The organism is Acaryochloris sp. IP29b_bin.148 (assembly GCF_028285565.1).
GTDB lineage: Bacteria > Cyanobacteriota > Cyanobacteriia > Thermosynechococcales > Thermosynechococcaceae > Acaryochloris.
In genome coordinates this window covers 1-25,966 of sequence record NZ_JANQOY010000147.1, presented here as the reverse complement: position 1 = coordinate 25,966, position 25,966 = coordinate 1, and the positions used below count along the sequence as shown (strand labels likewise).

Annotated in this window: 29 protein-coding genes; 21 read left to right on the top strand and 8 right to left on the bottom strand. The window is 49.9% G+C overall.

The window, feature by feature from the left end; genetic code table 11:
- Positions 1–43: 43 nt before the first annotated feature.
- From Q0986_RS14040 to Q0986_RS14005, 8 genes are all read left to right on the top strand, one after another.
- Complete coding sequence (locus Q0986_RS14040; RefSeq protein WP_299411340.1) at positions 44–328, top strand: hypothetical protein; 285 nt, start codon at positions 44–46, stop codon at positions 326–328.
- 123 nt (positions 329–451) lie between these two features.
- Positions 452–1,291 (top strand): A24 family peptidase, encoded by an 840-nt coding sequence (locus Q0986_RS14035; RefSeq protein ID WP_299411338.1) that lies wholly within the window; start codon positions 452–454, stop codon positions 1,289–1,291.
- Positions 1,292–1,407: 116 nt separating this feature from the next.
- Positions 1,408–1,845 carry an Rrf2 family transcriptional regulator gene (locus Q0986_RS14030; RefSeq protein ID WP_299411335.1) on the top strand — a complete coding sequence of 146 codons (438 nt, stop codon included), beginning with the start codon at positions 1,408–1,410 and terminating at the stop codon, positions 1,843–1,845.
- A 74-nt stretch (positions 1,846–1,919) separates the two neighbouring features.
- A complete protein-coding gene (gene cysK / locus Q0986_RS14025) occupies positions 1,920–2,864 on the top strand; it encodes a cysteine synthase A (RefSeq protein WP_299411334.1) in 945 nt (314 codons plus the stop codon).
- Positions 2,865–2,936: 72 nt separating this feature from the next.
- Positions 2,937–4,346, top strand: coding sequence for an FtsW/RodA/SpoVE family cell cycle protein (locus Q0986_RS14020; protein ID WP_299411331.1), 1,410 nt, complete (start codon positions 2,937–2,939; stop codon positions 4,344–4,346).
- Between the two features lie 33 nt (positions 4,347–4,379).
- Complete coding sequence (locus Q0986_RS14015) at positions 4,380–5,123, top strand: cytochrome c biogenesis protein CcdA (protein WP_299411330.1); 744 nt, start codon at positions 4,380–4,382, stop codon at positions 5,121–5,123.
- A 28-nt stretch (positions 5,124–5,151) separates the two neighbouring features.
- Complete coding sequence (locus Q0986_RS14010; protein ID WP_299411329.1) at positions 5,152–6,537, top strand: cytochrome c biogenesis protein; 1,386 nt, start codon at positions 5,152–5,154, stop codon at positions 6,535–6,537.
- A gap of 34 nt (positions 6,538–6,571) precedes the next feature.
- A complete protein-coding gene (locus Q0986_RS14005; RefSeq protein ID WP_299411326.1) occupies positions 6,572–6,847 on the top strand; it encodes a DUF3493 domain-containing protein in 276 nt (91 codons plus the stop codon).
- Here the strand turns inward: Q0986_RS14005 and Q0986_RS14000 are convergent.
- The 5 genes from Q0986_RS14000 to Q0986_RS13980 all read right to left on the bottom strand — a co-directional run bounded on the left by Q0986_RS14000 (position 6,844) and on the right by Q0986_RS13980 (position 11,458).
- Positions 6,844–7,491 carry a response regulator transcription factor gene (locus Q0986_RS14000; RefSeq protein WP_299411324.1) on the bottom strand — a complete coding sequence of 216 codons (648 nt, stop codon included), beginning with the start codon at positions 7,489–7,491 and terminating at the stop codon, positions 6,844–6,846. The genes Q0986_RS14005 and Q0986_RS14000 overlap by 4 nt on opposite strands.
- 147 nt (positions 7,492–7,638) lie before the next feature.
- Positions 7,639–8,691 (bottom strand): GTPase ObgE, encoded by a 1,053-nt coding sequence (obgE, locus tag Q0986_RS13995; RefSeq protein WP_299411321.1) that lies wholly within the window; start codon positions 8,689–8,691, stop codon positions 7,639–7,641.
- Between the two features lie 104 nt (positions 8,692–8,795).
- Positions 8,796–9,173 carry an Hpt domain-containing protein gene (locus Q0986_RS13990; RefSeq protein WP_299411319.1) on the bottom strand — a complete coding sequence of 126 codons (378 nt, stop codon included), beginning with the start codon at positions 9,171–9,173 and terminating at the stop codon, positions 8,796–8,798.
- A 3-nt stretch (positions 9,174–9,176) separates the two neighbouring features.
- A complete protein-coding gene (locus Q0986_RS13985; protein WP_299411317.1) occupies positions 9,177–10,565 on the bottom strand; it encodes a serine hydrolase in 1,389 nt (462 codons plus the stop codon).
- Between the two features lie 137 nt (positions 10,566–10,702).
- The gene (locus Q0986_RS13980) at positions 10,703–11,458 is read right to left on the bottom strand and encodes an RNA methyltransferase (protein ID WP_299411369.1); all 756 of its coding nucleotides are present in this window, start codon (positions 11,456–11,458) and stop codon (positions 10,703–10,705) included.
- A 424-nt stretch (positions 11,459–11,882) separates the two neighbouring features.
- On the opposite strand from Q0986_RS13980, the gene murC reads away from it, so the two are divergent.
- From murC to Q0986_RS13935, 9 genes are all read left to right on the top strand, one after another.
- Positions 11,883–13,346, top strand: coding sequence for a UDP-N-acetylmuramate--L-alanine ligase (gene murC / locus Q0986_RS13975; RefSeq protein WP_299411314.1), 1,464 nt, complete (start codon positions 11,883–11,885; stop codon positions 13,344–13,346).
- Entirely contained in the window at positions 13,343–14,257 is a 915-nt protein-coding gene (murB, locus tag Q0986_RS13970; RefSeq protein ID WP_299411312.1) for a UDP-N-acetylmuramate dehydrogenase, read from the top strand. The genes murC and murB overlap by 4 nt, the downstream gene beginning before the upstream one ends.
- A 128-nt stretch (positions 14,258–14,385) precedes the next feature.
- Positions 14,386–14,742 carry a YbaB/EbfC family nucleoid-associated protein gene (locus Q0986_RS13965; RefSeq protein WP_299411310.1) on the top strand — a complete coding sequence of 119 codons (357 nt, stop codon included), beginning with the start codon at positions 14,386–14,388 and terminating at the stop codon, positions 14,740–14,742.
- 78 nt (positions 14,743–14,820) lie between these two features.
- A complete protein-coding gene (gene rpsL / locus Q0986_RS13960) occupies positions 14,821–15,195 on the top strand; it encodes a 30S ribosomal protein S12 (protein ID WP_299411308.1) in 375 nt (124 codons plus the stop codon).
- A gap of 215 nt (positions 15,196–15,410) precedes the next feature.
- A complete protein-coding gene (gene rpsG, locus Q0986_RS13955) occupies positions 15,411–15,881 on the top strand; it encodes a 30S ribosomal protein S7 (protein ID WP_299411305.1) in 471 nt (156 codons plus the stop codon).
- Positions 15,882–15,983: 102 nt separating this feature from the next.
- Positions 15,984–18,059 carry an elongation factor G gene (gene fusA / locus Q0986_RS13950; RefSeq protein ID WP_299411302.1) on the top strand — a complete coding sequence of 692 codons (2,076 nt, stop codon included), beginning with the start codon at positions 15,984–15,986 and terminating at the stop codon, positions 18,057–18,059.
- Between the two features lie 25 nt (positions 18,060–18,084).
- Positions 18,085–19,314, top strand: a complete 1,230-nt coding sequence (tuf, locus tag Q0986_RS13945) for an elongation factor Tu (protein ID WP_299411300.1) — start codon at positions 18,085–18,087, stop codon at positions 19,312–19,314.
- 150 nt (positions 19,315–19,464) lie between these two features.
- Positions 19,465–19,782: a 30S ribosomal protein S10 gene (rpsJ, locus tag Q0986_RS13940; protein ID WP_010467965.1), complete on the top strand. Its 318-nt coding sequence runs from the start codon at positions 19,465–19,467 to the stop codon at positions 19,780–19,782.
- A 101-nt stretch (positions 19,783–19,883) separates the two neighbouring features.
- Entirely contained in the window at positions 19,884–20,543 is a 660-nt protein-coding gene (locus Q0986_RS13935) for an LON peptidase substrate-binding domain-containing protein (RefSeq protein ID WP_299411295.1), read from the top strand.
- Between the two features lie 86 nt (positions 20,544–20,629).
- Here Q0986_RS13935 and Q0986_RS13930 read toward each other — a convergent pair whose 3' ends face one another.
- Entirely contained in the window at positions 20,630–21,160 is a 531-nt protein-coding gene (locus Q0986_RS13930; RefSeq protein WP_299411293.1) for an FKBP-type peptidyl-prolyl cis-trans isomerase, read from the bottom strand.
- A 59-nt stretch (positions 21,161–21,219) separates the two neighbouring features.
- On the bottom strand, positions 21,220–21,543 hold the full coding sequence (locus Q0986_RS13925) for a phasin family protein (RefSeq protein WP_299411290.1): 324 nt from the start codon (positions 21,541–21,543) through the stop codon (positions 21,220–21,222).
- 214 nt (positions 21,544–21,757) lie between these two features.
- Here Q0986_RS13925 and lnt point away from each other — a divergent pair, with 214 nt between their 5' ends.
- The 3 genes from lnt (at position 21,758) to Q0986_RS13910 (ending at position 24,970) form a co-directional block, all read left to right on the top strand.
- Positions 21,758–23,308 carry an apolipoprotein N-acyltransferase gene (lnt, locus tag Q0986_RS13920; protein ID WP_299411288.1) on the top strand — a complete coding sequence of 517 codons (1,551 nt, stop codon included), beginning with the start codon at positions 21,758–21,760 and terminating at the stop codon, positions 23,306–23,308.
- A 121-nt stretch (positions 23,309–23,429) separates the two neighbouring features.
- Complete coding sequence (locus Q0986_RS13915; protein WP_299411285.1) at positions 23,430–24,116, top strand: molecular chaperone DnaJ; 687 nt, start codon at positions 23,430–23,432, stop codon at positions 24,114–24,116.
- Between the two features lie 5 nt (positions 24,117–24,121).
- Positions 24,122–24,970, top strand: coding sequence for a tetratricopeptide repeat protein (locus Q0986_RS13910; protein ID WP_299411283.1), 849 nt, complete (start codon positions 24,122–24,124; stop codon positions 24,968–24,970).
- Positions 24,971–24,987: 17 nt separating this feature from the next.
- On the opposite strand, the gene Q0986_RS13905 is transcribed toward Q0986_RS13910, so the two are convergent.
- Positions 24,988–25,539 carry a GNAT family N-acetyltransferase gene (locus Q0986_RS13905; RefSeq protein ID WP_299411281.1) on the bottom strand — a complete coding sequence of 184 codons (552 nt, stop codon included), beginning with the start codon at positions 25,537–25,539 and terminating at the stop codon, positions 24,988–24,990.
- 140 nt (positions 25,540–25,679) lie between these two features.
- On the opposite strand from Q0986_RS13905, the gene Q0986_RS13900 reads away from it, so the two are divergent.
- Positions 25,680–25,835, top strand: coding sequence for a hypothetical protein (locus tag Q0986_RS13900; RefSeq protein ID WP_299411279.1), 156 nt, complete (start codon positions 25,680–25,682; stop codon positions 25,833–25,835).
- The last annotated feature ends 131 nt before the right edge of the window (positions 25,836–25,966 follow it).

Genomic DNA, 25,966 nt, shown 5'->3' with positions numbered 1-25,966 from the left:
ACAAATTACAGGTAATTCAACCTAGTAATACAGGGATATTCGAGTGACTTACGTTCATAATCCCCCTGCTTCAACTCAAAAGTCTGATCCGATTGAACTTCCTTCCCCAGAATTAATGTTGGCATCTGCACGTGAAACCTATCAAGCCTATTGTGAAATTCACGTTGATGCTCAACCTCCGATTGGTGTTGCCATGGATCGAAATACAGGGCGAGGCCAGCTGATTTTTTCCGAACAACCGATTTTACTTCCTCAGGAATTTTTTATTTCTGTTGCTCAAATTCAAGCAGAGGACATCTCCCCGGTTGAAGATACAGAATGCCCTTAAAACTGGGTATCCTCCAATAGGAGATGAGTGGTCATTCGGCTTTCATCCCAGGTCAAATCCAGGGGAGACAATCGCGGGTAATGACTAGCTAGGCTAGGTCACCCTCGTCGTTGCAATGGTTCTATGAGTTGGGCAGAAATTTTGATTTATGGGCTAGTCATCAGCCTGGGAGCGTCAGTTGGTAGCTTTTTAAATGTCGTCATCTATCGGCTACCTGCTAATTTATCTCTGCTGCACCCGCCCTCTCGCTGTCCCCAATGCCAGACGCCACTCAAACCCTACGATAATGTCCCTGTTCTAGGTTGGCTATGGCTTAAGGGCAAATGTCGATACTGTCGAACCCCGATTTCGAGTCGGTATCCCCTGGTTGAAGCGATCACTGCGCTGCTATTTTTGGGGATTTTCATCCTCTTTGGCTATCAATTGCGCACCTTAGGCTATTGGTTCTTCGTGAGTGTGTTGGTTGCCCTCGCCCTCATCGATTTGGATGTGATGATCTTGCCCAATCCCTTGACGAAATTGGGCGTCCTCTCTGGCCTAGTATTTCAAAGTGTGTTGGGCTGGCATGCTGCTGGGCCGATTGGGATCGCGCAAGGCCTGACCGTTGGATTCCTTGGGGCTGTGGCTGGAATATGGCTCATTGACACGATTCTGGTCCTAGCCACCCTCCTGTTTAGACAACAGGCGATGGGGTGGGGAGATAGCAAGTTGATGGCTATGATTGGGGCCTGGCTCGGTTGGAAATATATGCTCTTAAGTCTATTTTTGGCTTGTTTCGCCGGGACCATTATCGGTGGCGGCGGTCAGTTGATCGGTAAGATTGGCCGTTTTCAGAAAATTCCTTTTGGTCCGTATTTGGTGCTTGGCGCTTTACTCTCTGCTTTTGCAGGGGCACAGATCTGGGCTGCTTATCAGTATGGGATTGTGGCATTCTATGACTGGTTGGGGATCAGCCTCAATTAGGATAGGCTCAAGGATTCATGGCTTTTAGCCATCCATCCCAGTAAATCCACAAACTCCGACGGAGAACCGGAGTATACTAGGTCAGCGACTGTTGTTGCCTAAGTGGGTCTTGCCCTGTGGAGTTGTCCTGTAAATGTGAGTATGCAGTCTTAGCATTGCTCACGCTAGTTGATCACTATCAGCAAGGTGATCCCTTGCAAATTCGTCAGATTGCCGCCCAGCAGCAGATTCCTGATCGCTATTTAGAGCAGCTCCTCGCCACCCTTCGCCGTTCTGGTTTAGTCTGTTCTCAGCGCGGGGCGCGCGGTGGCTACTTGCTGGCGCGTGAGCCCTGGAAGATTACGCTGTTGGAAATTATTAACTGTATTGAAGGCAGAGAGTCTCAGACCCTTGCCACCTCTCCAGAGAATTGGACAGTCGAGAAAGCAGTGGTGCATGAAATTTGGCAAGATGCCGATCAAGCGGTCAATAAAATTTTTCAAAATTGCACCTTACAGGATCTCTGCGATCGCAGAGATGCAAAGCAGCAAGCCAACCTGATGTATTACATCTAAGCTATTTAAAAGGTAACGGCACTGTGCCCTGCCCTCTCCTTTGTCTATCTGATTCTTGAGCAGAGAAGTTCATCATGCGTATTGCCCGTGACATTACCGAGCTGATTGGCAACACTCCCCTGATTCAACTCAATCGCATCCCCAAAGCGGAAGGCTGTTTGGCCAAAATAGTACTTAAGCTGGAAAGCCTTAACCCATCGTCTTCCGTGAAGGATCGCATTGGCAGCAATATGATTGCGGTGGCTGAGAAGCAGGGGTTGATTCATCCTGGCATTACGGTATTAGTGGAGCCCACCTCTGGCAATACCGGGATTGCCCTGGCCATGGTGGCGGCGGCCAAGGGCTATCGTTTGATCTTGACCATGCCAGACACTATGAGCGCCGAACGCCGAGCCATGTTGCAGGCCTACGGTGCTCAGCTGGAACTCACCCCTGGCACTGACGGAATGCGGGGGTGTATTGAACGGGCACAAGCGTTAGTGGACCAGATGCCCAATGCCTACATGCTTCAGCAATTTCGCAATCCAGCGAATCCCCAAATTCACCGTCAAACCACGGCTGAGGAAATTTGGGCTGATACCGATGGCCAAGTCGATTGTTTGATTGCTGGCGTGGGAACGGGCGGAACGCTGACGGGCGTCGCTGAAGTCTTAAAGGCGCGCAAGTCGTCGTTCCATGCGATCGCAGTTGAACCTGAAGGCAGCCCTGTGCTGTCAGGAGGGGCGCCAGGTCCTCACAAGATTCAAGGAATTGGCGCTGGGTTTGTTCCCCCCGTCTTGAATATCGATTTGATTGATGAAGTGGTCGTGGTCAAGGATGAAGATGCGATCGCATACGGTCGCCGATTGGCCCGAGAAGAGGGGCTTCTGTCTGGGATCTCATCTGGTGCAGCGCTATGTGCAGCGATTCAAGTCGCTAAGCGCCCCGAAAATAAGGACAAACTGATTGTGATGATCCAACCCAGTTTTGGCGAACGCTATCTCAGTACGCCGTTATTTCAAGATTCTGAGTCGCATTAGTCTTCCACCCTCCTTCACTTCCTGTAAGGGTCTGCTATACTGGCCTCGACTTATCGCTAGGGCCTTTTGGTTGTGAAGAGACGCCGCCTCATCCCCGCCCCTCCCTACTCCACAGAATTATGGGCTGCCGAAGCTCGTTTACTGCATTGGTTAACCCTGTTTTGGTTGGGGATCGGCCTCGTGGTCTTGTTTTCAGCCTCCTATTATGCCGGTGTGATTGAATCCGGGGATGGGTTCTATTATTCCAAACGTCAACTCCTAGGCGTCGTTTTAGGGCTGCTTGGCTTTTGCGCTGCTATTCATACGCCCCTGCAAAAGCTGATGAAAGGAGCGGCGATTGGCTTCTTTCTGTTTTTACTGCTGATCTTTGCCACCAAGATTCCTGGCCTGGGGATGGAAATCAATGGTGCAACCCGCTGGATTGATATTGGCCCCTTCCCGCTGCAGCCCTCAGAATTAATCAAACCCTTTTTGATTTTGCAAAGTGCCCTGGTGTTTAATCGCTGGTTTCGACTCACCATGGGCGAGCGAGTCGGATGGTTGTGTCTATTTGGTTTGGCCCTCTTGGGTATTTTGGTGCAACCAAACCTGAGTACCACGGCGTTATGTGGGATGACGCTGTGGCTAATTGCCTTAGCTGCGGGCCTCCGCTATAAATCTCTAGTGCTTACTGCCCTGGCTGGCGTCGGTTTAGCAGCCCTAAGTGTTTTCCGTAACCCCTATCAACAAGCGCGGATCCTGTCCTTTTTAAATCCCTGGGCTGATCCCCTAGGAGATGGCTATCAACTGTACCAAAGCTTGTTGGCCGTTGGCTCAGGTGGCATCGTCGGCTCAGGATTTGGAGAATCGCAATTGAAGCTATCTTATTTACCGATTCAACATACCGATTTTATTTTCGCGGTGTTTGCTGAAGAATTTGGCTTGTTGGGGGGATTTTGCTTTTTGCTCCTATTGGGGGTTTACAGCATTTTAGCCCTACGCGTTGCTATGAAATCGACCCATACGATTCACCGCCTGATTGCCATTGGAGCCATGATTTTTCTAGTGGGACAGTCCTTGATTAATATTGGGGTTGTGATCGGGGTCTTGCCGACCACGGGGTTACCGCTGCCGATGTTCAGCTATGGCGGCAACTCGATGATTTCTAGTTTATTGATTGCTGGTCTTTTGATTCGGGCAGCGCGCGAAAGCCAGAGTGCAGAAGTGGTCGCCATCCCCCATTCTTCCGAACAGACCCCGTCCTTTATTCGCTTGGTGGGAGATCACTCGTCCGTTTCTACCGCTAGGCATCGACCGCTGGCATCCCCGCATCACGCTCGCAAAGACGCCCTGGCTCAGCGCCGCCGAACCCCGAACTTCCTTCGCCACCTTTTCCGAAAATCACAGTCCGCGCGCCCTCCCAAGGAACAAGCTGCCGCTAGAGCTGCGCTGGCCGCTAAAAAAGAGCGACTAAAACAACGCCGACAGCACAGACTTCGTTAAGATCAGTAACGAACACCTGTGGGTTAAGCACTTATGCTGGAAAGTCTAGAACTTCAGCTATATCACCTAGAGCAATTCGCCAATGCGATCGTCTCGACTCAGCTCACTCATCTTACGATTCTGAGTGTGGGGGTGATTTTTCTAGCGGGTCTACTGACGAGCCTGACTCCCTGTACCCTCTCTATGCTCCCGATTACCGTTGGCTATATCGGTGGGTATGAGACGGAAAATCGATGGCAGGCGATGGCCCAATCTATCTGGTTTTGCTTAGGATTGGCCCTAACACTCGCGGGCTTGGGAATTGGTGCCGCGCTGTTGGGGAGAGTTTATGGCCAGGTGGGGGTTGGTTTGGCCATCGTCGTCAGTATTGTCGCGATTCTGATGGGCCTGAACTTGCTGGAAGCGTTACCGCTGCGGCTGCCCAGTTTCTCGGGTGCTGATCTGATCTCGGAGCAGTTGCCCAGAGGCGTGCGTTCCTTTCTGCTCGGCCTCACCTTTGGCTTGGTGGCATCTCCCTGTAGTACGCCGGTTTTAGCGACCCTGTTGGCCTGGATCTCCAGTACCCAAGATCCTATTCTGGGCGGTGGTCTGTTATTGTCATACACGGCAGGCTATACCACTCCACTGATTATTGCTGGGACGTTTACAGCAGCGATTAAACGATTTTTGGCGATTCGCCGATGGTCTGCTTGGATTACGCCTGCAAGTGGCGTTTTACTGGTTGCCTTTGGCGTATTTTCCTTGTTAACCCATGTCCTCCCCAGCGCAGTGGTTTAAACCTACTTAGACTTCAGACTCCAACGGCATGACCTCTACTTTTGACCAATTCCGCACATTTTTTAAAAAAGTTTTAGTCCCGGTTTTAGCGGATCTGCGACTGGCGATAGTCTTACTACTTGCGATCGCACTCTTCAGCATTTCCGGTACGGTGATTGAACAAGGCCAGTCCCTAGAGTTTTACCAAGCCAATTACCCTGAGGATCCGGCACTGTTTGGGTTTTTGACTTGGAAAGTCTTACTCGCCGTGGGGTTAGATCATGTCTACCGAACCTGGTGGTTTTTATCGCTGCTGATTTTGTTCGGCACGAGTCTAACGGCCTGTACCTTTATGCGTCAGCTGCCCGCCCTGAAAGCCGCTCGCAGCTGGAAATTTTACAAAAAGCCGCGTCAGTTTGAAAAGCTGGCCCTGAGCACCACCTTGGATCCCGACCAAAAAGCCTCGTTACTCACGGCCCTCCACAAGAATCGCTACAAAGTCTTTGAGGAGGACCAGAGTATTTATGCGCGTAAAGGCATGACGGGGCGGATTGGCCCCATCGTTGTCCATGCCAGCATGATTCTGATTCTATTAGGATCCATTTGGGGATCCTTAACAGGATTTATGGCCCAAGAGATGATTCCCAGCGGCACCACAGCCAAGGTGAGCAATATTGTTAAATCTGGGCCGTTGTCAAGGGCGCAGATTCCAACAGACTGGTCTGTACAGGTGAATCGATTCTGGATTGACTACACCCCTGAAGGCCAAATTGACCAATTTTATTCGGACTTATCGATCGTCGATGAGGACAAGCATGAGCTGGATCGGCAAACCATTCATGTCAATCAACCGCTCAAGCATCAGGGCGTGACCCTGTATCAAGCCGACTGGTCCATTGCCGCTGTGCGGGTACAGCTCAACAATAGCCCCGTATTACAGCTGCCGATGGCCCCCTTGCAAGTATCTAGTGGCCGAATCTGGGGGACATGGGTGCCAACCAAACCGGACCTCAGCGCTGGCGTCACCTTACTCACAACCGATTTACAGGGCACTGTCGTCGTCTATGATGAATCCGGCAAGCTGGTCTCCACAGTGCGCACGGGGATGTCCGTTGACGTGAATGAAATTAGCTTAAAATTGGTGGAGCTAGTGGGGAGCACAGGGTTGCAAATTAAGGCCGACCCTGGCATTCCCTGGATTTACAGTGGGTTTGGGTTATTGATGATTGGCGTGATTATGAGTTACGTGTCTCATTCCCAAATCTGGCTATTAACGGCAGATGACCAGCTGTATATCGGTGGGCGCACCAACCGAGCCCAGTTAACCTTTGAACGAGAATTGGTCGAGATGATTGAGCAGACCTCAGCGGTCCCTCAGGCTGATGTTGCTTCGCCGACGGAAGACTCACCTTCCCAGGAAGTGGCCAAGCTCTAGCCTGGGGAAATTGCTGATCCATTAGAATGCGACTATGCCTGAACAACCTAAGCCCTCGCGCAGTTCCTTAAACGATGCTCAGCTGCAGCAACTGCGGGCAGAACTGAAGGCTCCCTATCGAGGAGTACGACAATTTTTTTATGTGGCCTTCGCGGGGTCAGCCTTGGTCGGTGCAGTGGTTTTCTTTTTCCAGGTGCTGGCGGGTCAGGATATTGCCACCACGTTGCCTAATTTAATGTTGCAGCTGGGAATTTTGACCCTAATGCTGTGGTTATTATGGTTGGAGCGCTCAAAATCGCGCCCTTCCTAAACCATCCGCTGCTCAATGGCCCATCGTGCTAACTCTGTGCGGTTGCTTAAGCCTGTTTTACCCAGCATATTGCTGACATGGCTTTCGACGGTCCGCTGGCTGACGCTCAGATCATCGGCAATCTCTCGATTCGACATCCCTTTGGCCACCAGTTGAATCACCTTCGTTTCCGTCGGCGTTAGATCCACATCAAAGGGCACCTGAACGGAGACCTCTCCATCTAAGGAGTTGGCTTGCTTCTGCATCATCCGTGAGGCTTGCTTCAGGGAGGCTTCAATTTGAGCCACTAGCTCATCGGGTTCAAAGGGCTTAATCATATAGACGTCTGCGCCCGTATTTAAACCAGTCACTCGATCCTGAATCTGGCCCTTAGCGGATAAGAACAGCACCGGCAAATAGCTGGTTTGGGGATTGTCCCGCACCCGTTTTACAAAAGCATAGCCATCCATTTCTGGCATCATCACATCACAGATGATCAGATTGGGAATACTTTTTTCCAGAACCCGCAATGCTTCGCGGCCATTTTTGGCCGTTGTTACTTCGTATCCGCGCAACTCTAAATAATCCTTCACCAATAGAATCAGGTTTGGATCATCATCGATCAGCAATAGTTGATTTTGATCCGTCGCGATAACGTCTTGCATACCCTAGAAGCCACCCGTGTCTTAATGCTTAGCTTGACTCAGCGCTTTCAACCAGGGGTTGATAATCGCCGAGCTATGACATGTATACCGTATTATTACTTAATCTTTCCCAGATTGACTGACAATTCACGCTCTTTCCGTCTAATTTTATTTTTCCCTTGGGATGGATAAGGCTGAATCGGACAGTATGGAGGGCTCTACCTCGTCAGAGAGATGATCTAACACGTCCCACACGCGGTGTAACAAAGTGTCTAACCCTTGTTGCGCAACGGCTGAAATCAAGTAAACTGGCCCCCCGCTGATGTGTTCCAGTTCAGTTTGCCATTGAGACTGTCGTTCTGGCTCGATAGCATCGATTTTATTAAGAACCAAGAGTTGCGGGCGCTGATACAGGTCCTGGCCATAGGCTGATAACTCTTGCTGAATAGTTTGATAGTCTTGAACGGGATCGCTGGCTGTCGCATCGATCAGGTGCAGTAGCAATCGGGTGCGCTCGACATGTCTGAGAAAATCATGGCCTAAGCCGACCCCTGCATGGGCACCCGCAATTAAGCCTGGAATATCGGCAAAGACGGTGCCATCACCAGTGGCCCGAGGTACGACCCCCAAGTTAGGGACTAAGGTGGTGAAGGGATAGTCGGCAATTTTGGGCTGAGCCGCTGACAGCACCGAAATCAGGGTGGATTTGCCCGCATTGGGGAGACCAATAATGCCAACTTCCGCCAATAATTTCAGTTCCAGCCGCAATCGATATTCTTCTCCTGGTAAACCCGGTAGTGCGTGCTCTGGTGCCCGATTCCGGTTGCTGAGAAAATGCTTGTTGCCCAATCCACCTTTGCCGCCCTGGGCCACAATCAGGGTTTGTCCATCCGTCGTTAGGTCGCCTAACAGCTCCAAGGTGTCAGCATGGTAAACGACTGTGCCACAAGGGACCTCGATTAGGCGATCCTGCCCAGAGGCCCCGGTTAAATTCTTAGGCCCCCCGCGTTTGCCATCTGCAGCCGTAAATTGGTGATTGTATTTGAAATCTAGTAGGGTTTGCAGATGATTAGAGGCTTGAAAAACAACGGATCCCCCTCGTCCACCATTGCCGCCCGCAGGTCCTCCAGCAGGGACATATTTTTCCCGTCGGAAGGCCACCATGCCATCTCCCCCTTTACCGGCTTTGACCCATATCTCGGCTTGATCGATAAATCTCATAGATGCACACTGCTGGCAACACGGTTAGGGGAGGTCTGTCTTGATGTTCTCAACGTGACAATTTGAGAAATCTAACTGCTGTAGTTAGCTTAGCCGAGTCCTGTTCAGTCTTGCCCCCACTGCTCTGCTTGTTGCATAACCTGCTGATAGGCCTGTTCTAATTGGCCTAGTAAGGGAGCGGGAGCGGTCTGTTGCTTGGCGTGAGTTTCCAATGTTGCGGCGAGCTTAGACATGGCGATGGCTCCCACATGGGCACTCGCTCCCTTGATATGATGGGCTTCCTGTCGCGCAGCTTCAAAGGCTTGAGTTGCGATCGCATGCCGTAACTGAACTAAATGGCGGTGAGTATCCTCAACAAATAACTCTAACAGTTCTTGCTCAAAGGCACGATCGCCATCGGAGTACTCTTGCAGCTGGTTGGGGTCAATCACCTGAGGCTCTGGACCAAGCGGTTCTCCATTAACCGCTGCTGCTTCCCCCATCTTCTAGTCTCCTGATTCTCTACTGGCAGCGGATGAAGCGGGGGGAGCCTGGCGAAAGGTGCGATAGGTGAGCTTGGAAATTTTGCGAATCAGTTCCTGAGCCCGCGGATCATTGTGAGGTCGCTGCACTAAGATAGCGGCGACATAATGCTGACCATTGGGCATTTCAATCAGGCCGATATCGCCAACGACAGAGCCAATATCCCCTGTTTTATGAGCAATCGTGGCATCGTTGTCCAAGCCCTGGGGCAGCAGTGTGTCGGTTACCGTTTGCTGCAAAATGGCTACAGCCTGCTCGCGACTGGCAGCGGAGAGAAGGGTGTCATCTGTCAGCTTCAGCATCAAGGCCGCCATGTCTTGAGGGCTAATGGTGTTGGTCCCTTCTAAGTCTGGCAAGGGGTTTCGGAGTACCGTATGTTTCAATCCCCAGGATCGAAATCGCTGGTTGAGCTTGTCCATGCCGCCTAAGCGATCAATCAGCATATTGGTGGCAGTATTATCGCTAATCGCGATCATATATTCTGCCGTCTCTAGCGCCGAAAATTGGGTGCCTACGGGTTGATATTGCATGGACCCAGCTTCAGTGGCCACCAGATCCTTGCGCATCACCAAGGGCTCTTCTAAATCAATTTTCCCCGCATCAACATCTTCCAGAAAAGCAAAGAGTACGGGAATTTTGATGGTGCTCGCCGCCGAAACACTGTGCTCCCCTTGGATATTCAGATAATCTCCAGTCTCTGGATTGAGGAAAAACATGACTGGGGTGAGCCCTGTTTGGGCTGCAGACCATTGCTGGATTTGTTGCTTAATCTGAGTTAACTCTTGTCCCTCTCGGATCAGGCGAGTTAATCGTGGCTCCTGGGACCAGCGATAAAAGAGGGAGGTCGGTGTCTCTGGCTGGGCATCAAAGGTTTTGGGTACAACTTGTTGTTTTGAGGTTGTCTCTGAGACGCTGGCAGCAGGCGAGATCAGTGAGGACGACGCCGCCTGGCGTGAGGATGGCGCTGGATCAAGGAGAGTCAGAATGGTGCCTGCGATCGCAGCGACCCCTGAGCCGACAATCCCCAAACGTGCCAGGTACGAAAACCAACTCAAACGTCTGGATGACCGTCTGGGCCGCCGTAGAGGGGCCGATCTGCTGGACACAGAGGGCGATGGCCGAACCGACCGTTGTCGTTGATTCAACGAGTGGGATCTAGATCCCGGAGTCGTGGTTGGCAAGACCTGCCGATCCCGAGCCGGATGAGCGCGGCGTGGCGGCTGCGCTTGCACTCGCTGCCGGAGAAGTTGTTGTTTACGCATCGCTCGCCGGGCTTGATGCGCTCTGCGCCGCTGCTGCCATAATTGACGCTGCTGTCGAGAAGTCAAAGGTCGCTTGGCGTGTTGTAACACTACCTTCTCCTGAACAAGATTAGATGAAATAGCGCGCAATGACACTGGAACAATTGTCTGACCGAATGGACAATGCTGGAGGCTTATTTCAAGTCTCTAGCCGATTCAGTGTCTATGCAAGGATACGAGTATTTTAATCATTTTGGCTGAATTTTCCAGTGAAGCTGACGAATCATTCCTCGCAACATGGCCACTTCCTGAGCCGATAGATGACTGCGATTAAAGAGCTGTCGAAGTTTCTGCATCCGTGATTTGGCGGTATGGGGATACAGGTAGCCAATCTCCAATAAAGCGGCTTCTAGCGCTTGAAAAAACGCCTCTCGCTGCTGAAAGGGAGCCAGATTTTGGGGCTGTCCTGCCTCAACGGGCGGCTGGAGAGATGTCTCTGGTGAAGGATTGAGATCCTCCAGGACCAGCTGACGCAACTCATAGCAGCAGATCGTCACGGCCTGAGCCAAGTTAAGCGCTGCATACTCAGGGCTAGTGGGAATTTGGAGAAAGGCCTGGGCATGATATAACTCATCGTTACTCAGGCCCCGGTCCTCTGGGCCGAATACCAATGCAGCAGATCCCTCTAAGAGCCACGGCAAAATTTGGCGAGGGGAATGGGTCGCTATCTGGAGGCGGCGGGATCGAGCTGTGGTGGCGATGACGCGCTCACAGCCGACTAACCCCTCGGATAACGTCTCTACAACTTGTGCTTGGGTGAGGTAGTCATCGGCATGGACCGCCATCCGTTTCGCGTCCTCTCCCACTGGATCACAGTGAGGATTCACTAAGATGAGCTGACCTAAGCCCATATTTTTCATCACTCTGGCAATGGCGCCTACATTTAGAGGGCCTGCTGGCTCAACTAAGATAATTTTGATATCTCTTAATCTTGGATCGCTCATCATTTCTCTATGTGCTTCCTCCTACACCAGTAAAGCGGTGATCGTTGGACAAGCAATCGTTACACAAACAATCATTGCAGGCCATAATGCATGCACTGCCTCAGCTGCGGTGCTTGCACGACAGGCTGAAATTGACGCAACGGTTCTAATAAATATTAAAAATCTTGCAGAGTAAAACTCATAAAACTTTATAGTGTTAATAGCCTGAAAAAGTGTTGGCATCCACATATGAGTCCTCATCCTGTCGCAAACTGAATTCATAATTTGAATATTGATGGCAGAAGTCTGAATATTGCCTAAAACTCAAGATTTAATCAATTTGCTGAGGATTGGCTGTATGGGAGGAAAGACTCGCATTTTGAAGAGTTCCTGCTATGATGTCGCGTGTAAGTAGGTGTGGGTAGTGAAGGAGCAAAACGCAACAATGCAAAGTGCAGTCGATCTAAGTGGCCGTTCTATTCACTTTATCGGTATAGGCGGCATCGGCATGTCTGCACTGGCCCATATTTTGCTCAAACGGCAACTCCCTGTCTCTGGTTCTGACTTACGCACTAATCACATCACCCAACAACTGGAGTCGTTGGGGGCTCAGATATTTCAGCAACAAACGGCCGAAAATATTGAACAGCTGATCCAAGGGGCTGCCGCTCCCCCCCAAGTGATCTGCTCAACGGCCATTCATGAAGATAATCCCGAGTATCAAGCCGCTTTGCAGCGGGGCTGCCCTATTTTTCATCGTTCCGATGTGCTGGCCGCTCTCATTCAAGAATTCTCCCAGAGTATTGCCATCGCTGGTACTCATGGCAAAACCACCACAAGCAGCCTAGTGGGGTATTTGTTATTTAAAGCCAGCCTCGACCCCACGATTATTGTGGGCGGGGAAGTGGCAGCCTGGGGTGGAAATGCCCGCACGGGGGACAGTGCCTACTTAGTTGCCGAAGCGGATGAGTCAGATGGCTCTCTCGTTAAGTTTCAACCCCATATTGGCGTGATTACCAATATTGAGCTGGATCATCCTGATCATTACAGCTCTCTCGATCAAGTCGTTGATATTTTTCAGCAATTTGTGGATCACTGCCACACCCTTATCGTCTCCATCGATTGTCCGACGGTTGTAGAACGGTTCTGGCGTCCAGCACATCGGTCCATGATCACCTATAGCCTGCAGTCAGGTGCATCCGCAGATTACACCGTTCAAGATATTGATTATTCTGGTCGAGGGACTACGGTCCAGGTTGTGGAACGAGGAGACTGCTTAGGGACCTTAGACCTTCCCCTGCTCGGAAAACATAACCTCAGTAATGCACTGGCGGCTGTTGCTATTGGTCGTTACGTAGGCCTAGAGTTTTCCCAGATTGCCAATATCCTGAGTACGTTTTCAGGGGCTAAACGCCGCTTCGAAATCTATGGAGAAGCACAAGGTATTTGCTGTATCGATGATTATGCCCATCACCCCAGCGAGATTCAAGTTACGCTAGCGTCCGCCAAACTCCAAGCAGAAACGGCCGCCGCTCAATACGCTCAAAGTCGAGTTGTGGCCGTCTTCCAGCCCCACCGCTATAGTCGAGCAACCACCTTCTTAACCGAGTTTAGTCAGTCCTTCTCCGATGCAGATTTGGTGGTGGTGACCGATATCTATAGTGCCGGGGAAGTCAATCCTGGAACGATTGATGGCCAAGGGGTGATGGATGCGATCGCAGCCCATCATGCCAATGTCACCTTTCAGCCCACCCTCGCAAATGTTGTCGATTTTTTACAGACCCACTTGCAATCGGGTGATGTCGTTCTATTCTTGGGAGCAGGAGATTTGAACCGGATTATTCCCGAGGTGTTAGCGCACTATCAATCCTCCGCCCCCCATCCCTCTGCTGAGGTTGTTTTGCAATGACTCACTCCTCCATCCACCTAGCCAGTTGCGAGATCCAATCTCAGGTGAGTTTGGCGGAGATGACAACCTTTCGAGTGGGCGGCCCTGCGGAATGGTTTATTGCACCGAAGGATCTGACGGCGCTGCAAGCTAGTTATGCCTGGGCTCAGGAGCAACAGTTGCCGATCACCTTTTTAGGGGCAGGGTCTAATCTACTGATTAGCGACCAAGGCTTGCCGGGGTTAGTGATCTCCACACGCCATCTACGACAACAAACCTTGGATCCAGAGACCCATCAAATTATTGTGGATGCCGGAAAACCCCTGCCCCGCCTGGCCTGGCAAGCCGCCAAGCAGGGATGGTCCGGCTTAGAATGGGCAGTAGGTATTCCCGGAACGGTGGGAGGCGCTGTGGTCATGAATGCTGGGGCACACGGCGGGTGTATTGCAGAGTGCTTACTGGAGGCTCATGTCCTGCAAGCCGATGGCTCTATCCAAGTCCTCACCACGGAGCAATTGGCGTTCCAGTATCGCTCCTCGATTTTACAGCGGCAGCCCCAAGCGGTTATCCAGGCTGTTTTTCAGCTCCAGTCGGGTCAATCTGCGGCGCAAGTGAAAGCGACCACCCAAACCCACTTGGATCATCGCCTGAGCACACAACCCTATGATTGGCCCAGCTGCGGCAGCGTGTTTCGCAATCCACTGCCTCGAACAGCAGGGTGGCTCATTGAGCAAACCGGATTAAAAGGATACCAATTGGGAGGAGCACAAGTGGCCCAAAAACATGCCAATTTTATCCTCAATGCGGGCAATGCGACGGCCACTGATATTTTTAATCTGATTTATTACATTCAGCAAAAAGTTGAAGACAATTGGTCCTTATTACTGAAACCAGAGGTAAAGATGTTGGGGGAATTTCCACAAATCACATAGAAAATGGAGTCCTCATACGCCTCTTGGGGTAGACTCTCAGTATCATAGTAAATAGTCCGTTAGGAAGCTTTCTTGAAAAGCATTCTGTATGGCAGGCACTTGAAGCACATTAACCAATCATCAAATTTATGACACAAGGAAAAGGACAAGGATTTGGTTTCGGCCTTGGCAAGATGAAAGAGCTAGCTGAAGCCATTAAAAAAGCACAGCAAGTTCAAGAGGGTGCCAAGCAACTGCAAGAAGATCTTGAACAAATGGAGATTGCAGGCGAAGCGGGCGGGGGCTTAGTCAAGGTTGTTATGAGCGGGAACCAAGAACCCATCCGAGCTGAAATTACGCAAGAAGCGGTAGACAAAGGCTTAGACGGCTTATCCGAACTGGTCACTGAGGCCATGAAAGATGCTTATCAAAAATCTACCGAAACCATGCGAGATCGCATGGAAGATTTGACGGGCGATCTCAATTTACCTGGATTGAGCGGGTAAGTTGACACTAAGCCGTAAAGATCTATATAGTTAGGATTTGGAAGAAATTAAAATCCTAATCTATATTGCCGCCCATCTATGCCCACTATCCAGCAGCTCATCCGTAGCGAACGTTCCAACACCAAGAAAAAAACGAAGTCTCCAGCGCTCAAAAGCTGTCCGCAACGGCGCGGGGTTTGTACGCGGGTCTATACCACTACTCCTAAAAAACCGAATTCCGCTCTGCGGAAGGTTGCGAGGGTGCGCTTGACTTCTGGCTTTGAAGTCACTGCTTATATCCCGGGTATTGGCCATAACTTACAAGAGCACTCCGTGGTCATGATTCGCGGTGGCCGGGTCAAAGATCTGCCAGGTGTTCGCTACCATATTATCCGCGGCACGTTGGATACAGCAGGTGTAAAGGATAGGCGCCAAGGGCGTTCCAAGTATGGTGCTAAGCGCCCCAAAGATTAAGATGAGCGGTTGACCGCTCTGGGCAAGGATAGCGATTGATCGCTCAGTCTCAAGTCTTGTTTTGCGATCGTGCGAAGGGCGTTTCAACTGCCTTTTCTGTCTGTAAGTCTGGACTGTTAGCCCCTTGCGATCGCATAGTAAATCTGATTCCTCGGCAAGGGAGGGCCTATCATCTCCCATTATTCTAAGTATTACTATCTTGTGTAGGATTTCTCATGTCTCGTCGTATTCGTGTCCAAAAACGCCCTGTCCCCCCTGATCCGGTTTACAATAGTCGTCTCATTAGTATGACTATTCGGCGTTTAATGAAAAGCGGGAAGAAATCTTTGGCTTCTCGTATTCTGTACGATGCGCTGAAAATCATTGAGGATCGAACCAACCAAGATCCTCTAGAAGTCTTTGAGACAGCTGTACGCAACGTGACGCCGTTGGTGGAAGTGAAAGCCCGTCGAGTTGGTGGAGCGACCTACCAGGTGCCGATGGAAGTTCGTTCTGATCGCGGTATCGCCCTCGCCTTACGCTGGATTATTCGGTTTTCTCGCCAGCGCCCAGGCAAGTCAATGGTCAGCAAGTTGGCGAATGAGCTAATTGATGCCGCTAACGAAACAGGTGCGGCAATTCGTAAGCGAGAGGAAACCCATCGAATGGCTGAAGCAAACAAAGCCTTTGCCCATTATCGCTATTAGACCTGGACGATTTTTTGTAAAGATAATTCAAGAGAAGTTATAGAATCATTGCAGAGTAGTACACCCTCATGCGAATGACTGGCTAGGACGAAGGAGGTAGCTGTGGCACGTTCCGTCCCCCTAGAAAAAGTGCGCAATATCGGCATTGCGGCCCATATTGATGCGGGAAAGACGACAACAACTGAGCGCATTTTGTTCTACTCCGGCGTGGTTCACAAAGTCGGGGAAGTTCATGATGGCAATACCGTCACAGACTGGATGGATCAAGAGCGGGAACGAGGCATCACGATTACCGCTGCCGCCATCTCGACCACCTGGCAAGACCATCAAATCAATATTATTGATACCCCTGGACACGTTGACTTCACCATTGAAGTCGAGCGCTCCATGCGCGTTTTGGATGGGGTGATTGCCGTATTCTGCTCCGTAGGTGGCGTTCAACCCCAATCAGAGACGGTTTGGCGGCAAGCTGAGCGCTATCAAGTTCCCCGCATCGTGTTTGTCAACAAAATGGATCGGACCGGGGCCGATTTTTATAAGGTTTACGATCAGATCCGCGATCGCCTCAAAGCCAATGCCGTTGCCATCCAACTTCCCATTGGTAGCGAAGATCAATTTGAAGGCATTGTTGACCTGGTGCATATGAAAGCGTTCCTCTACACCAATGACCAAGGCACCGATATTCAAGAAACAGACATTCCAGAGGCGGTACAAGAGCAAGCCCAAGCCTATCGGACCTTACTGGTGGAGGCGGTAGCCGAGTCTAACGATACGTTGATGGAAAAGTATCTGGACGGTGAATCTTTATCAGATACCGATATCAAAACCGCGTTGCGCGAGGGCACCATTGCCGGCACCCTTGTGCCGATGCTGTGTGGGTCTGCCTTTAAGAATAAAGGGGTTCAGCTCCTACTAGATGCTGTGATTGACTATATGCCAGCCCCCATTGATGTTCCTGCTATTCGCGGAACCTTACTCGATGGCACCGAAGCTGAGCGCCCCGCTGACGATGACGCTCCTTTAGCTGCCTTGGCCTTTAAAGTGATGTCCGATCCTTACGGGCGGCTCACGTTTATCCGAGTCTATTCGGGGGTTTTAACCAAAGGCAGTTATGTGCTTAATCCCACCAAAGATAAAAAAGAGCGCGTGTCCCGATTGATCATCATGAAAGCAGATGATCGGATTGAAGTGGACGAGCTTCGTGCTGGTGATTTAGGGGCAGCATTGGGACTGAAGGATACCTTCACGGGGGAAACACTTTGCAATGATGCCAAGCCTATTGTCTTAGAGTCGCTGTTTATCCCTGAACCTGTGATTTCGGTCGCGGTCGAACCCAGGACTAAACAGGATATGGACAAGCTGTCCAAAGCCTTGCAGTCCCTCTCTCAGGAAGATCCAACGTTTCGGGTTAGCGTTGACCCGGAAACGAATCAAACCGTTATTGCAGGGATGGGAGAGCTGCATTTGGAAATCCTGATTGATCGGATGCTGCGGGAATTTAAAGTGGAGGCTAACATTGGTGCTCCCCAAGTGGCGTACCGCGAAACCATTCGCAAAGCAGTCACTGCCGAAGGTAAATTTGTGCGTCAGAGTGGGGGGAAAGGTCAGTACGGTCATGTGGTCGTCGAAATTGAGCCCGCTGAAGAAGGGACTGGCTTTGAGTTTATCTCCAAGATTGTGGGTGGATCTGTCCCTAAAGAGTTTATTGGTCCAGCTGAGCAAGGGATGAAAGAAGCCTGCGAATCTGGTATCTTAGCTGGTTATCCCCTCATTGATGTCAAAGCGACATTAATTGATGGGTCTTACCATGATGTTGATTCTTCTGAAATGGCCTTTAAGATTGCGGGCTCTATGGCGATTAAAGAGGGGGCATTGCAAGCCTCCCCTGCTTTGTTGGAGCCCATGATGAAAGTTGAGGTTGAAGTCCCTGAAGATTTCCTAGGCTCAGTAATGGGCGATCTCATTTCTCGTAGAGGTCAAATCGAAGGTCAAGAAGTGGCCCAAGGGCTCGCCAAAGTGATCACCAAAGTTCCTCTGGCGACCATGTTTGGCTATGCCACAGATATCCGGTCTATGACTCAGGGTCGAGGTATCTTTACAATGGAGTTTAGTCACTATGAGGATGTTCCTCGCAGTGTTGCTGAACCCATTATCGAAAAAAACAAAGGGAACGCATAATTCATCGAAAAGGAATAGTTGATACATGGCACGCGCAAAATTCGAACGAACAAAACCCCACGTCAACATTGGCACCATTGGTCATGTTGATCATGGTAAAACCACTTTGACCGCAGCAATTACCATGTCTCTCGCTGCCCTTGGCCAAGCTAAAGCCAGGAAGTACGATGACATTGATGCGGCCCCAGAAGAGCGGGAAAGAGGGATTACGATCAACACCGCTCACGTGGAGTATGAGACGGAAGACCGCCACTATGCTCACGTGGATTGCCCAGGTCATGCTGACTATGTCAAAAACATGATTACGGGTGCGGCTCAAATGGATGGAGCAGTATTAGTCGTCTCAGCTGCCGATGGTCCGATGCCTCAAACCCGAGAGCACATTCTGCTCGCCAAGCAGGTCGGGGTACCCAACATCGTGGTCTTTATGAATAAGCAAGACCAAGTCGATGATGAGGAATTGTTGGAGTTGGTCGAGCTAGAAGTTCGAGAACTCCTCAATGACTACGATTTTCCTGGAGATGATATTCCCATCGTTTCTGGTTCTGCCCTAATGGCTTTAGAAGCCCTTAACGGTGCCGACTCCATGAAGAAAGGGGACAACGAGTGGGTCGACAAAATCTACAAGTTGATGGAAGAGGTGGATGCCTACATTCCTACGCCTGAAAGAGACGTGGATAAGCCTTTCTTGATGGCTGTTGAAGACGTTTTCTCCATTACGGGTCGTGGAACCGTTGCCACTGGACGGATCGAGCGTGGGAAAGTCGTCGTTGGCGAGACCGTTGAATTGGTGGGGATTAGAGATACTCGCAGCACCACCGTGACCGGCGTTGAGATGTTCCAAAAAACCCTTGACGAAGGAATGGCGGGTGATAATGTAGGCCTCCTGTTGCGGGGTGTGCAAAAAGAGGATATTGAGCGAGGCATGGTGTTAGCCAAGCCTGGTTCGATTACCCCCCATACTCAGTTTGAATCTGAGGTGTATATCCTTAAGAAAGATGAGGGTGGACGCCACACCCCATTTTTCCCTGGCTATCGACCTCAGTTCTATGTAAGAACCACAGATGTCACAGGGACCATTAGCGCGTTTACCGCTGATGATGGCAGTGCCGCTGAGATGGTGATGCCAGGTGACCGCATTAAAATGACTGTGGAATTGATTAACCCCATTGCGATTGAACAGGGAATGCGCTTTGCCATTCGCGAAGGTGGCCGGACTGTGGGTGCAGGTGTTGTTTCCAAAATCTTGAAATAACCCTCCATTCCTCGTTTTGTATATGGTTGTGATTGATGATCAACCGATTATCACCCGCAACCATATGCAAATCGGTAAGGCCCCCTAACCCTCACTGCATGTCCTTATGCAGTTGAATCTGAACCTTGACAACTTAACACTCATAAACTTATGACAACTCTCCAGCAGCAGAAGATTCGGATCAGACTGAAAGCCTTTGACCACCGTTTATTGGATACCTCTTGCGACAAGATTGTCGAAACAGCCAAGCGCACCAATGCCTCTCCCGTCGGCCCCATCCCCCTACCGACCCGTCGACGAATTTACTGCGTTCTAAGATCGCCTCACGTTGATAAAGACTCACGTGAGCATTTTGAGACCCGTACGCATCGCCGTATCGTTGATATTTACCAGCCGTCTCCCAAAACAATTGATGCCCTCATGAAGCTTGACTTACCCGCTGGTGTGGATATTGAAGTTAAGCTCTAACTCTGGTAGGCTCAAACCTTTTTCTATCGATTGTTTGTGAATTCTTGAGGGGACTTGGGCTAGAGTGAATAGATAGACTTTTTCCATTCTCCTCTTCAATAATGGCTATCCCCTCCTCCATCGCAGTTCGTGAGCTACCGCTTTTTCCGCTGCCCGACGTCGTCCTATTCCCAGGACGCCCTTTGCCGCTGCATATTTTCGAATATCGTTATCGCATTATGATGAACACCATTTTGGAAGCGGATCGCCAATTTGGAGTGCTGATGTGGGACCAGAATAAAGGGGAAGCTGCAATGGTGGGGTGTTGCGCTGAAATTACCAAGCATGAGCGGCTTCCAGACGATCGGATTATGATTTTAACGCTAGGGCAACAGCGCTTCAAGGTGCTGCATTATATTCGAGAGAAGCCTTACCGAGTGGGCTTAGTGGAGTGGATAGAAGATCAACCCTTGCAGGAAGATCAAAATCTGCAAGCCCTAACGACAAATGTCAAGCAGTTGCTCCATGATGTGGTCAGACTCTCGGCAAAGTTAACTGAACAAGATATTAATCTGCCAGATGATATCCCGAACTTGCCCGTGGAGCTTTCCTACTGGGTGGCTAGTAATTTCTACGGTGCAGCGTTAGAACAACAATCGCTGTTAGAAATGCAGGATACTCAAGCCCGTCTAGAGCGAGAAGCAGAGATTTTGACCTCTACGCGCAACCACTTGGCTGCGCGTACCGTTTTGAAGGATACATTAGAACCTGAGAGTCTTTGAAGCCTGGTTACGCAAGGGTTTAGCGAAATAATGACTGGCAATGGAGCGAAATGTTATGATTCCGCTCCGTTCTTTAGCGTCTAATGTTACTGAATGCGGAGTAATTCAACATCAAACACGAGCGTGGCATTGGGTGGAATAACCCCACCCGCACCTCTAGCGCCGTAACCGAGTTCTGGCGGAATTACTAATTGTCGTCGACCACCGACTTTCATAGAGGCCACGCCTTCATCCCAACCTTTGATCACTCGTCCTTTACCAATGGGAAAGGAGAAGGGCTGGTTGCGATCACGAGAGCTATCAAACTTACTGCCATCGGTTAAGGTGCCCGTGTAATGAACAACTACCATTTGGCCGAGCAGGGGTTGTTCACCCGTTCCCTCTTGTAGGTCGCGATACTTTAAGCCAGAGGGGGTGGTGATGTAATCAGCATCGTCTGCATTAGAAGTCATATCAGTTGTGTTTTGAGCAACAGGAATAGCGGCAACGGTTGTTGGAGATGGGACGGTTTGAATCGGCTCTGCAGAAACTTCGGTGGCGCCCTGAGTGAGTTGAGCAGCCAATAATACGGCACTACAAACGAGGACAATCCCAAAACTGATCAAGATATTACGCAAGTTTTCCTCCAATCATATTTGAATAGTAACGGCTTGCAAGGCTTATCTGTTTGGGGAGGCTACCGCCACAGTTTATTCTCTAAGTCTCGCACTTGCCGTTCCAACCGATCAATCCTACCGCGCAATTCGTCTACTTCAGCTTGTCGTGCTAAGCCCAAATCTTGCATCATGTTACGAACTTGGCGTTCCATTTGGCCTTCCCAATCACCTGGATCTGAACGCATTTGCTGGAGGAGATCATCCACAAATGCTTTGGCTTGCTCGGGATTGAGCCGCCCTTCATTCACCCATTGATCACTGACTTCTCGCAGCTTATCAGCAACAAAGGATGTGGTTCCGACACCAATCATCAACATTTGTTTGAGAAAATTGTTGTTATCCATGAAAACCTCAAGTGTTGGCACAAATGTGCGATCGCAATAGAAGCGTAAACAGAGCTGTAATCATCAGCATAACGAAGTCGATGGAGGTCCTGAAAGTAGGGATAGTACGGTGATCGACACCCTCTGCTCGATAGGTGATCACGCTTTGGATACATCGATTAAGAACAACTGAATCACGTTAAACTGCCTGCAGACCTTCCGTCATAAAAGCCGCGTGCATAATCCTGTTCCCAAACGAGTTCACCCGAACCCCGCCACCGTCGGGATGCGAGAGTTAGGCTTTCTCGGGTTGACGGGACTGGTCATGGGCATTATCCCGGCACCGATCAATGCTTGGTGGTTGGCTTGGGTCAGCCTGATGCCGCTGTGGACCTATGTCATGCGGACTCAGGGAAAGGTTCGTCGAGCAATGGGATTAGGGTTGATTTGGGGGATTGGGTACCAAGGCGCAGCGCTGTCTTGGCTAACCGGCTTACATCCCATGACCTGGATGGGACTGTCGTGGTGGACCAGTATTACCATTGCCGTGGCCTGTTGGGTCTTTGTAACGCTCTATGGTGCTGTGATTACGGCTCTTTGGGCTGGCTTTATAGCCTGGGTCGCCCCTCGATTACCCATTTACAGTCGGATTCTGACGGGAGCCGTCGCGTGGGCGGCCCTGGAATGGATTTGGACCCAATCCCCCTTGTGGTGGACATCCCTTGCCTATACCCAAAGTCCCGCGAATTTGGTGATTCTGCATTTGGGCCAATTATCTGGCCCGACGATGATTACTGCCGCCTTGGTAGCTGTCAATGGATGCTTGGCCGCCAGTTGGACGACGATACGGTATCGATGGCGGTATCAGGGGGCTGCGATCGCACTCTTTTTAGGGCTGCATCTTCTGGGATGGAGTCTCTATATTCAGCCCTTGATAGCCGATCAGGATAACGCGCTCACCATCGGTATTATTCAAGGCAATATCCCCACGCGCATCAAATTATTTAAGCAAGGGATTGAGCTGGGGCAAAAAAATTATGAGTCTGGCTACCGTCAGCTGGCCGATCAAGGAGTGGATGCCGTACTGACCCCTGAGGGGGCTTTCCCCTTCCTCTGGCAGAATCAACCGCCCTTGGCAGCCACCATTCAGGAAAAACAGGTGGTGGCCTGGCTAGGCAGCTTTATGCCTGACGATCACCGGATTACCCAGAGTTTGATTACTGTTTTGCCCGATGGCAGTATTTTTAGCCGTTATAACAAAATTAAGCTAGTGCCCTTGGGAGAGTACATTCCCTTTGAGCCCTTATTGGGTCGACTGATTGGCCGACTATCGCCCGTGAGTGCCCAGATGAACTTGGGGAAGCGTAACCAACGATTTGTGACGCCCTGGGGACCTGTGATCGCAGGGATTTGTTTCGATTCTGCTTTTCCACAACTGTTTCAGGCTCAAGCTGCCCAAGGGGGTGAGTTTATCCTCACTGCATCTAATAACGATCCGTATAATACCCGCATGATGGCCCAACACCATGCTCACGATGTGATGAGAGCGATAGAAACCGATCGCTGGGCGGTTCGATCGACGAATACCGGTTACTCAGGTGTGATTAACCCCCATGGGCAAACCCTGTGGCGCTCGTCCCCTCAAACCTTTGTGGTTCATGCTGAGACCATTTATCGCCGCCAAACTCAAACCCTCTATGTCCGTTGGGGAAATTGGCTCCTCCCGAGCTTCGTGGGACTCAGTATCATAGTGGGGAGACTCTCTTTCATCCAGACGAAGAAGTAAGCTAAGTTAGATAAAACTGGCTTTTCAACTGAGGTTTAGCAACAATCGTTGCCGTTTTGCCAGGGCATGTGCTCTATTTTGCAACCCATTCAAAATCTCTTTCCAGCACTATTTAAAATCCATGAGTAGTAGTCTAGTGCGTCAATTGACGCCAGAAGAACTAGAACTTCAGAAAAAGCAAGTAGAGCTACTTGATTTAGAAACTCAATTAGCTCAAAAAGAGTTAGATTTAGCGACTTTTCAAGCGGAACTCAATACCTTTGAGTCCCGCTATATGCAGGTCGTTGGGATTCGGCAAGAAGAACTCGATCACATCAATGCCCAAATCTCTCGGTACCTGACCTTAATGGCGTCCAACCATAAATTTCACCCCTCAGCACGGTTAAAACAGCTGTATCGGGAGATTGCCAAGCAAATTCATCCTGATTTAGCCACCGATCCAGAAGAACGGACGCGTCGGGAACAACTGATGGCATTAGTGAATCAAGCCTATGAATCGGGTAATGAAGAGCGACTACGCGCGATTCTGCAGGATTGGGAAAGTAGCCCAGACTCCGTTCAAGGCGAAGGCATCTCCGCCGATTTAGTGCGTACTATTCGCCAAATTGCGCAAAGCCAGGAGCGATTACAGCAGATTGAAGATAAACTCCAAACCCTCTCACAGTCAGACCTACATCAATTGCGTATGAAAGCCTCAAAATTGGAAAAATTAGGCCAAGATTTATTACTGGAGATGGCGCGTCGTTTTGATCAAGAAATATCAATGGCTCAACAGCAGCTCCATGAGCTAAAGACCAAGATGGGCTAACGACAATGGCGGCGGGTCCAAACAGGCAACCGAAGTCGAAGACTAATCTTCCGTCTCTTCGAGCGAGCGTGGATGAGCAAGCTTCCTCTTTTATCAGGCGTGGACTCAATCTTGCCCAGGAAATTGAAGCAACCCTCTGTCCAAATGCTTCTGATCCGACAGCAGCACATCCCTTTAACACAAACCACGAAGGGCAATCCTGTCTCCATTCAACGGGGTTGTCGGAAATCACAACCCAAATTCAACCTACCTTAATCGAGCAATCCATGCTCGCCATGGAGGACACGAATGATACGTCGTGGGCAACGGTTTGGTTACGTCGTGGTATTCATAAGTATGAACAAGCAGATTATTCAGGTGCCAAAAGTAATTTTAAACAGGCGCTTCAGAAACAGCCTGCATTAGCTGCAGCCTACAACGGTTTGGGCGGTGTTCTCTACCAAGATAAAGATTTTGCAGCAGCAATAGCCGTTTATAACCAAGCTTTAGATCTTGTGCCTCAAAACGCTCAAATTCACTGCAATTTAGGGAGTGCACTTTATCAGACCCAGAACTTTGATGAAGCTGCTCTCTTCTATCAAAAGGCGATGTATTTTAATCCTTATTTGCAAGCGGCCTATTACGGCTTGGGATTAGCGCATGCCCAAATTGGTTTTCAGGAAGAGGCTGTTACTGCGTTTGAACAATCTGCACAACTCAACTGCCGCCATGCTGAGAGTTTTTTGGGATTAGGAGCCGCTCTTTATGAACTGGGTGAGTATCAAGATGCAAATTTTGCCCTACGACAAGCCATGACGCTGGACTCACAGTACATTGAAGTGTACTTAAGGTTTCAAAACGCCTTATTTGCTTGATCACAGTCCAACCCGCCTTACCGGAAATTGGGATACCAGAACATTCCCTTAATCCCTTCTGGATCGGGCATAAACCCTAAATCGCGGTAGAAGTTGACGACATGGGGGTCTGCAAACAGCGTGATATTACTAATATCTTCACGACGTAGCTCTTTGATAATTTGCTTCATCAGGGCTTTGCCTAACCCCTTGCCCTGAAAGTCTGGATGGACTACCACATCCCAAATGGTGGCATTAAAAGTATGGTCAGATGTGGCCCGAGAGAAGCCAATCAGCCGCCTGTAGCTTCCTCTCTGTTCCCACATGGAGACGACAATAAAGCTGTATTTAAGGGCTTTCTTGACCTTGCGAATGGGCCGACGAGACCATCCCACCGCGTCACACAGCTCCTCTAACTCGTATAGATCAATGTCGCGATCTTTACTGAAGGTAATTTTGGACTGGGTAACTTTGGAACCCCGATTGTTATTTGTAATCGATAGACTTGGACCGATCGAACCATTGACAGGGACTAATGTTTGCGCAGATGCCCCATTAGATCCACCGAATAAGCTTTTCCAAAAACCCATGCAGGTGTGTGTGAGTGCTAAGTGTAACAAGTGATTTGGCATTTTTTTACAAAATGCCACTTAAGTTAGTATAAGCCAGGTCATCAACTGGATGTTGTAAATTAGCAGAATTGATAGAGAGTTGGCTCTCTGGCGAAGGCATGAAACTGCCCTACACCAAAGACATCAGCCATTCTTGCTGGCTCGCTGGAGCTATGCCGCTGGATCGATTATTGCGCCCAAGTTTGGAAGCACAAGATCTTTATGTATTGAAAAATATCCTCATCTATTTGAAGTATCTGCCTCCACAAATATAAACTCAAGTAAAGATGCAATACGCTTAATCCATTAATATTGAATAAGATTTACTTATCAAAAGGTTCAAAACCTCCAAAGTTAAACTTATGCGATCTCTGGTAAATTGAGTTTTAGCCAATTCCAGAGTATT

Bases quoted from the DNA above. Each gene is read 5' to 3' on its own strand.
- Q0986_RS14000 (WP_299411324.1), bottom strand. From the start codon at position 7,491: ATGCAAGACGTTATCGCGACGGATCAAAATCAACTATTGCTGATCGAT.
- Q0986_RS13935 (WP_299411295.1), top strand. From the start codon at position 19,884: ATGGCTATCCCCTCCTCCATCGCAGTTCGTGAGCTACCGCTTTTTCCG.
- cysK (WP_299411334.1), top strand. From the start codon at position 1,920: ATGCGTATTGCCCGTGACATTACCGAGCTGATTGGCAACACTCCCCTG.
- Q0986_RS13915 (WP_299411285.1), top strand. From the start codon at position 23,430: ATGAGTAGTAGTCTAGTGCGTCAATTGACGCCAGAAGAACTAGAACTT.
- Q0986_RS14005 (WP_299411326.1), top strand. From the start codon at position 6,572: ATGCCTGAACAACCTAAGCCCTCGCGCAGTTCCTTAAACGATGCTCAG.
- Q0986_RS14010 (WP_299411329.1), top strand. From the start codon at position 5,152: ATGACCTCTACTTTTGACCAATTCCGCACATTTTTTAAAAAAGTTTTA.
- obgE (WP_299411321.1), bottom strand. From the start codon at position 8,691: ATGAGATTTATCGATCAAGCCGAGATATGGGTCAAAGCCGGTAAAGGG.
- rpsL (WP_299411308.1), top strand. From the start codon at position 14,821: ATGCCCACTATCCAGCAGCTCATCCGTAGCGAACGTTCCAACACCAAG.
- Q0986_RS14035 (WP_299411338.1), top strand. From the start codon at position 452: ATGAGTTGGGCAGAAATTTTGATTTATGGGCTAGTCATCAGCCTGGGA.
- rpsG (WP_299411305.1), top strand. From the start codon at position 15,411: ATGTCTCGTCGTATTCGTGTCCAAAAACGCCCTGTCCCCCCTGATCCG.
- Q0986_RS13980 (WP_299411369.1), bottom strand. From the start codon at position 11,458: ATGAGCGATCCAAGATTAAGAGATATCAAAATTATCTTAGTTGAGCCA.
- murB (WP_299411312.1), top strand. From the start codon at position 13,343: ATGACTCACTCCTCCATCCACCTAGCCAGTTGCGAGATCCAATCTCAG.
- tuf (WP_299411300.1), top strand. From the start codon at position 18,085: ATGGCACGCGCAAAATTCGAACGAACAAAACCCCACGTCAACATTGGC.
- Q0986_RS14015 (WP_299411330.1), top strand. From the start codon at position 4,380: ATGCTGGAAAGTCTAGAACTTCAGCTATATCACCTAGAGCAATTCGCC.
- rpsJ (WP_010467965.1), top strand. From the start codon at position 19,465: ATGACAACTCTCCAGCAGCAGAAGATTCGGATCAGACTGAAAGCCTTT.
- Q0986_RS13990 (WP_299411319.1), bottom strand. From the start codon at position 9,173: ATGGGGGAAGCAGCAGCGGTTAATGGAGAACCGCTTGGTCCAGAGCCT.
- Q0986_RS13910 (WP_299411283.1), top strand. From the start codon at position 24,122: ATGGCGGCGGGTCCAAACAGGCAACCGAAGTCGAAGACTAATCTTCCG.
- Q0986_RS13925 (WP_299411290.1), bottom strand. From the start codon at position 21,543: ATGGATAACAACAATTTTCTCAAACAAATGTTGATGATTGGTGTCGGA.
- murC (WP_299411314.1), top strand. From the start codon at position 11,883: ATGCAAAGTGCAGTCGATCTAAGTGGCCGTTCTATTCACTTTATCGGT.
- Q0986_RS13900 (WP_299411279.1), top strand. From the start codon at position 25,680: ATGAAACTGCCCTACACCAAAGACATCAGCCATTCTTGCTGGCTCGCT.
- Q0986_RS13965 (WP_299411310.1), top strand. From the start codon at position 14,386: ATGACACAAGGAAAAGGACAAGGATTTGGTTTCGGCCTTGGCAAGATG.
- Q0986_RS13905 (WP_299411281.1), bottom strand. From the start codon at position 25,539: ATGGGTTTTTGGAAAAGCTTATTCGGTGGATCTAATGGGGCATCTGCG.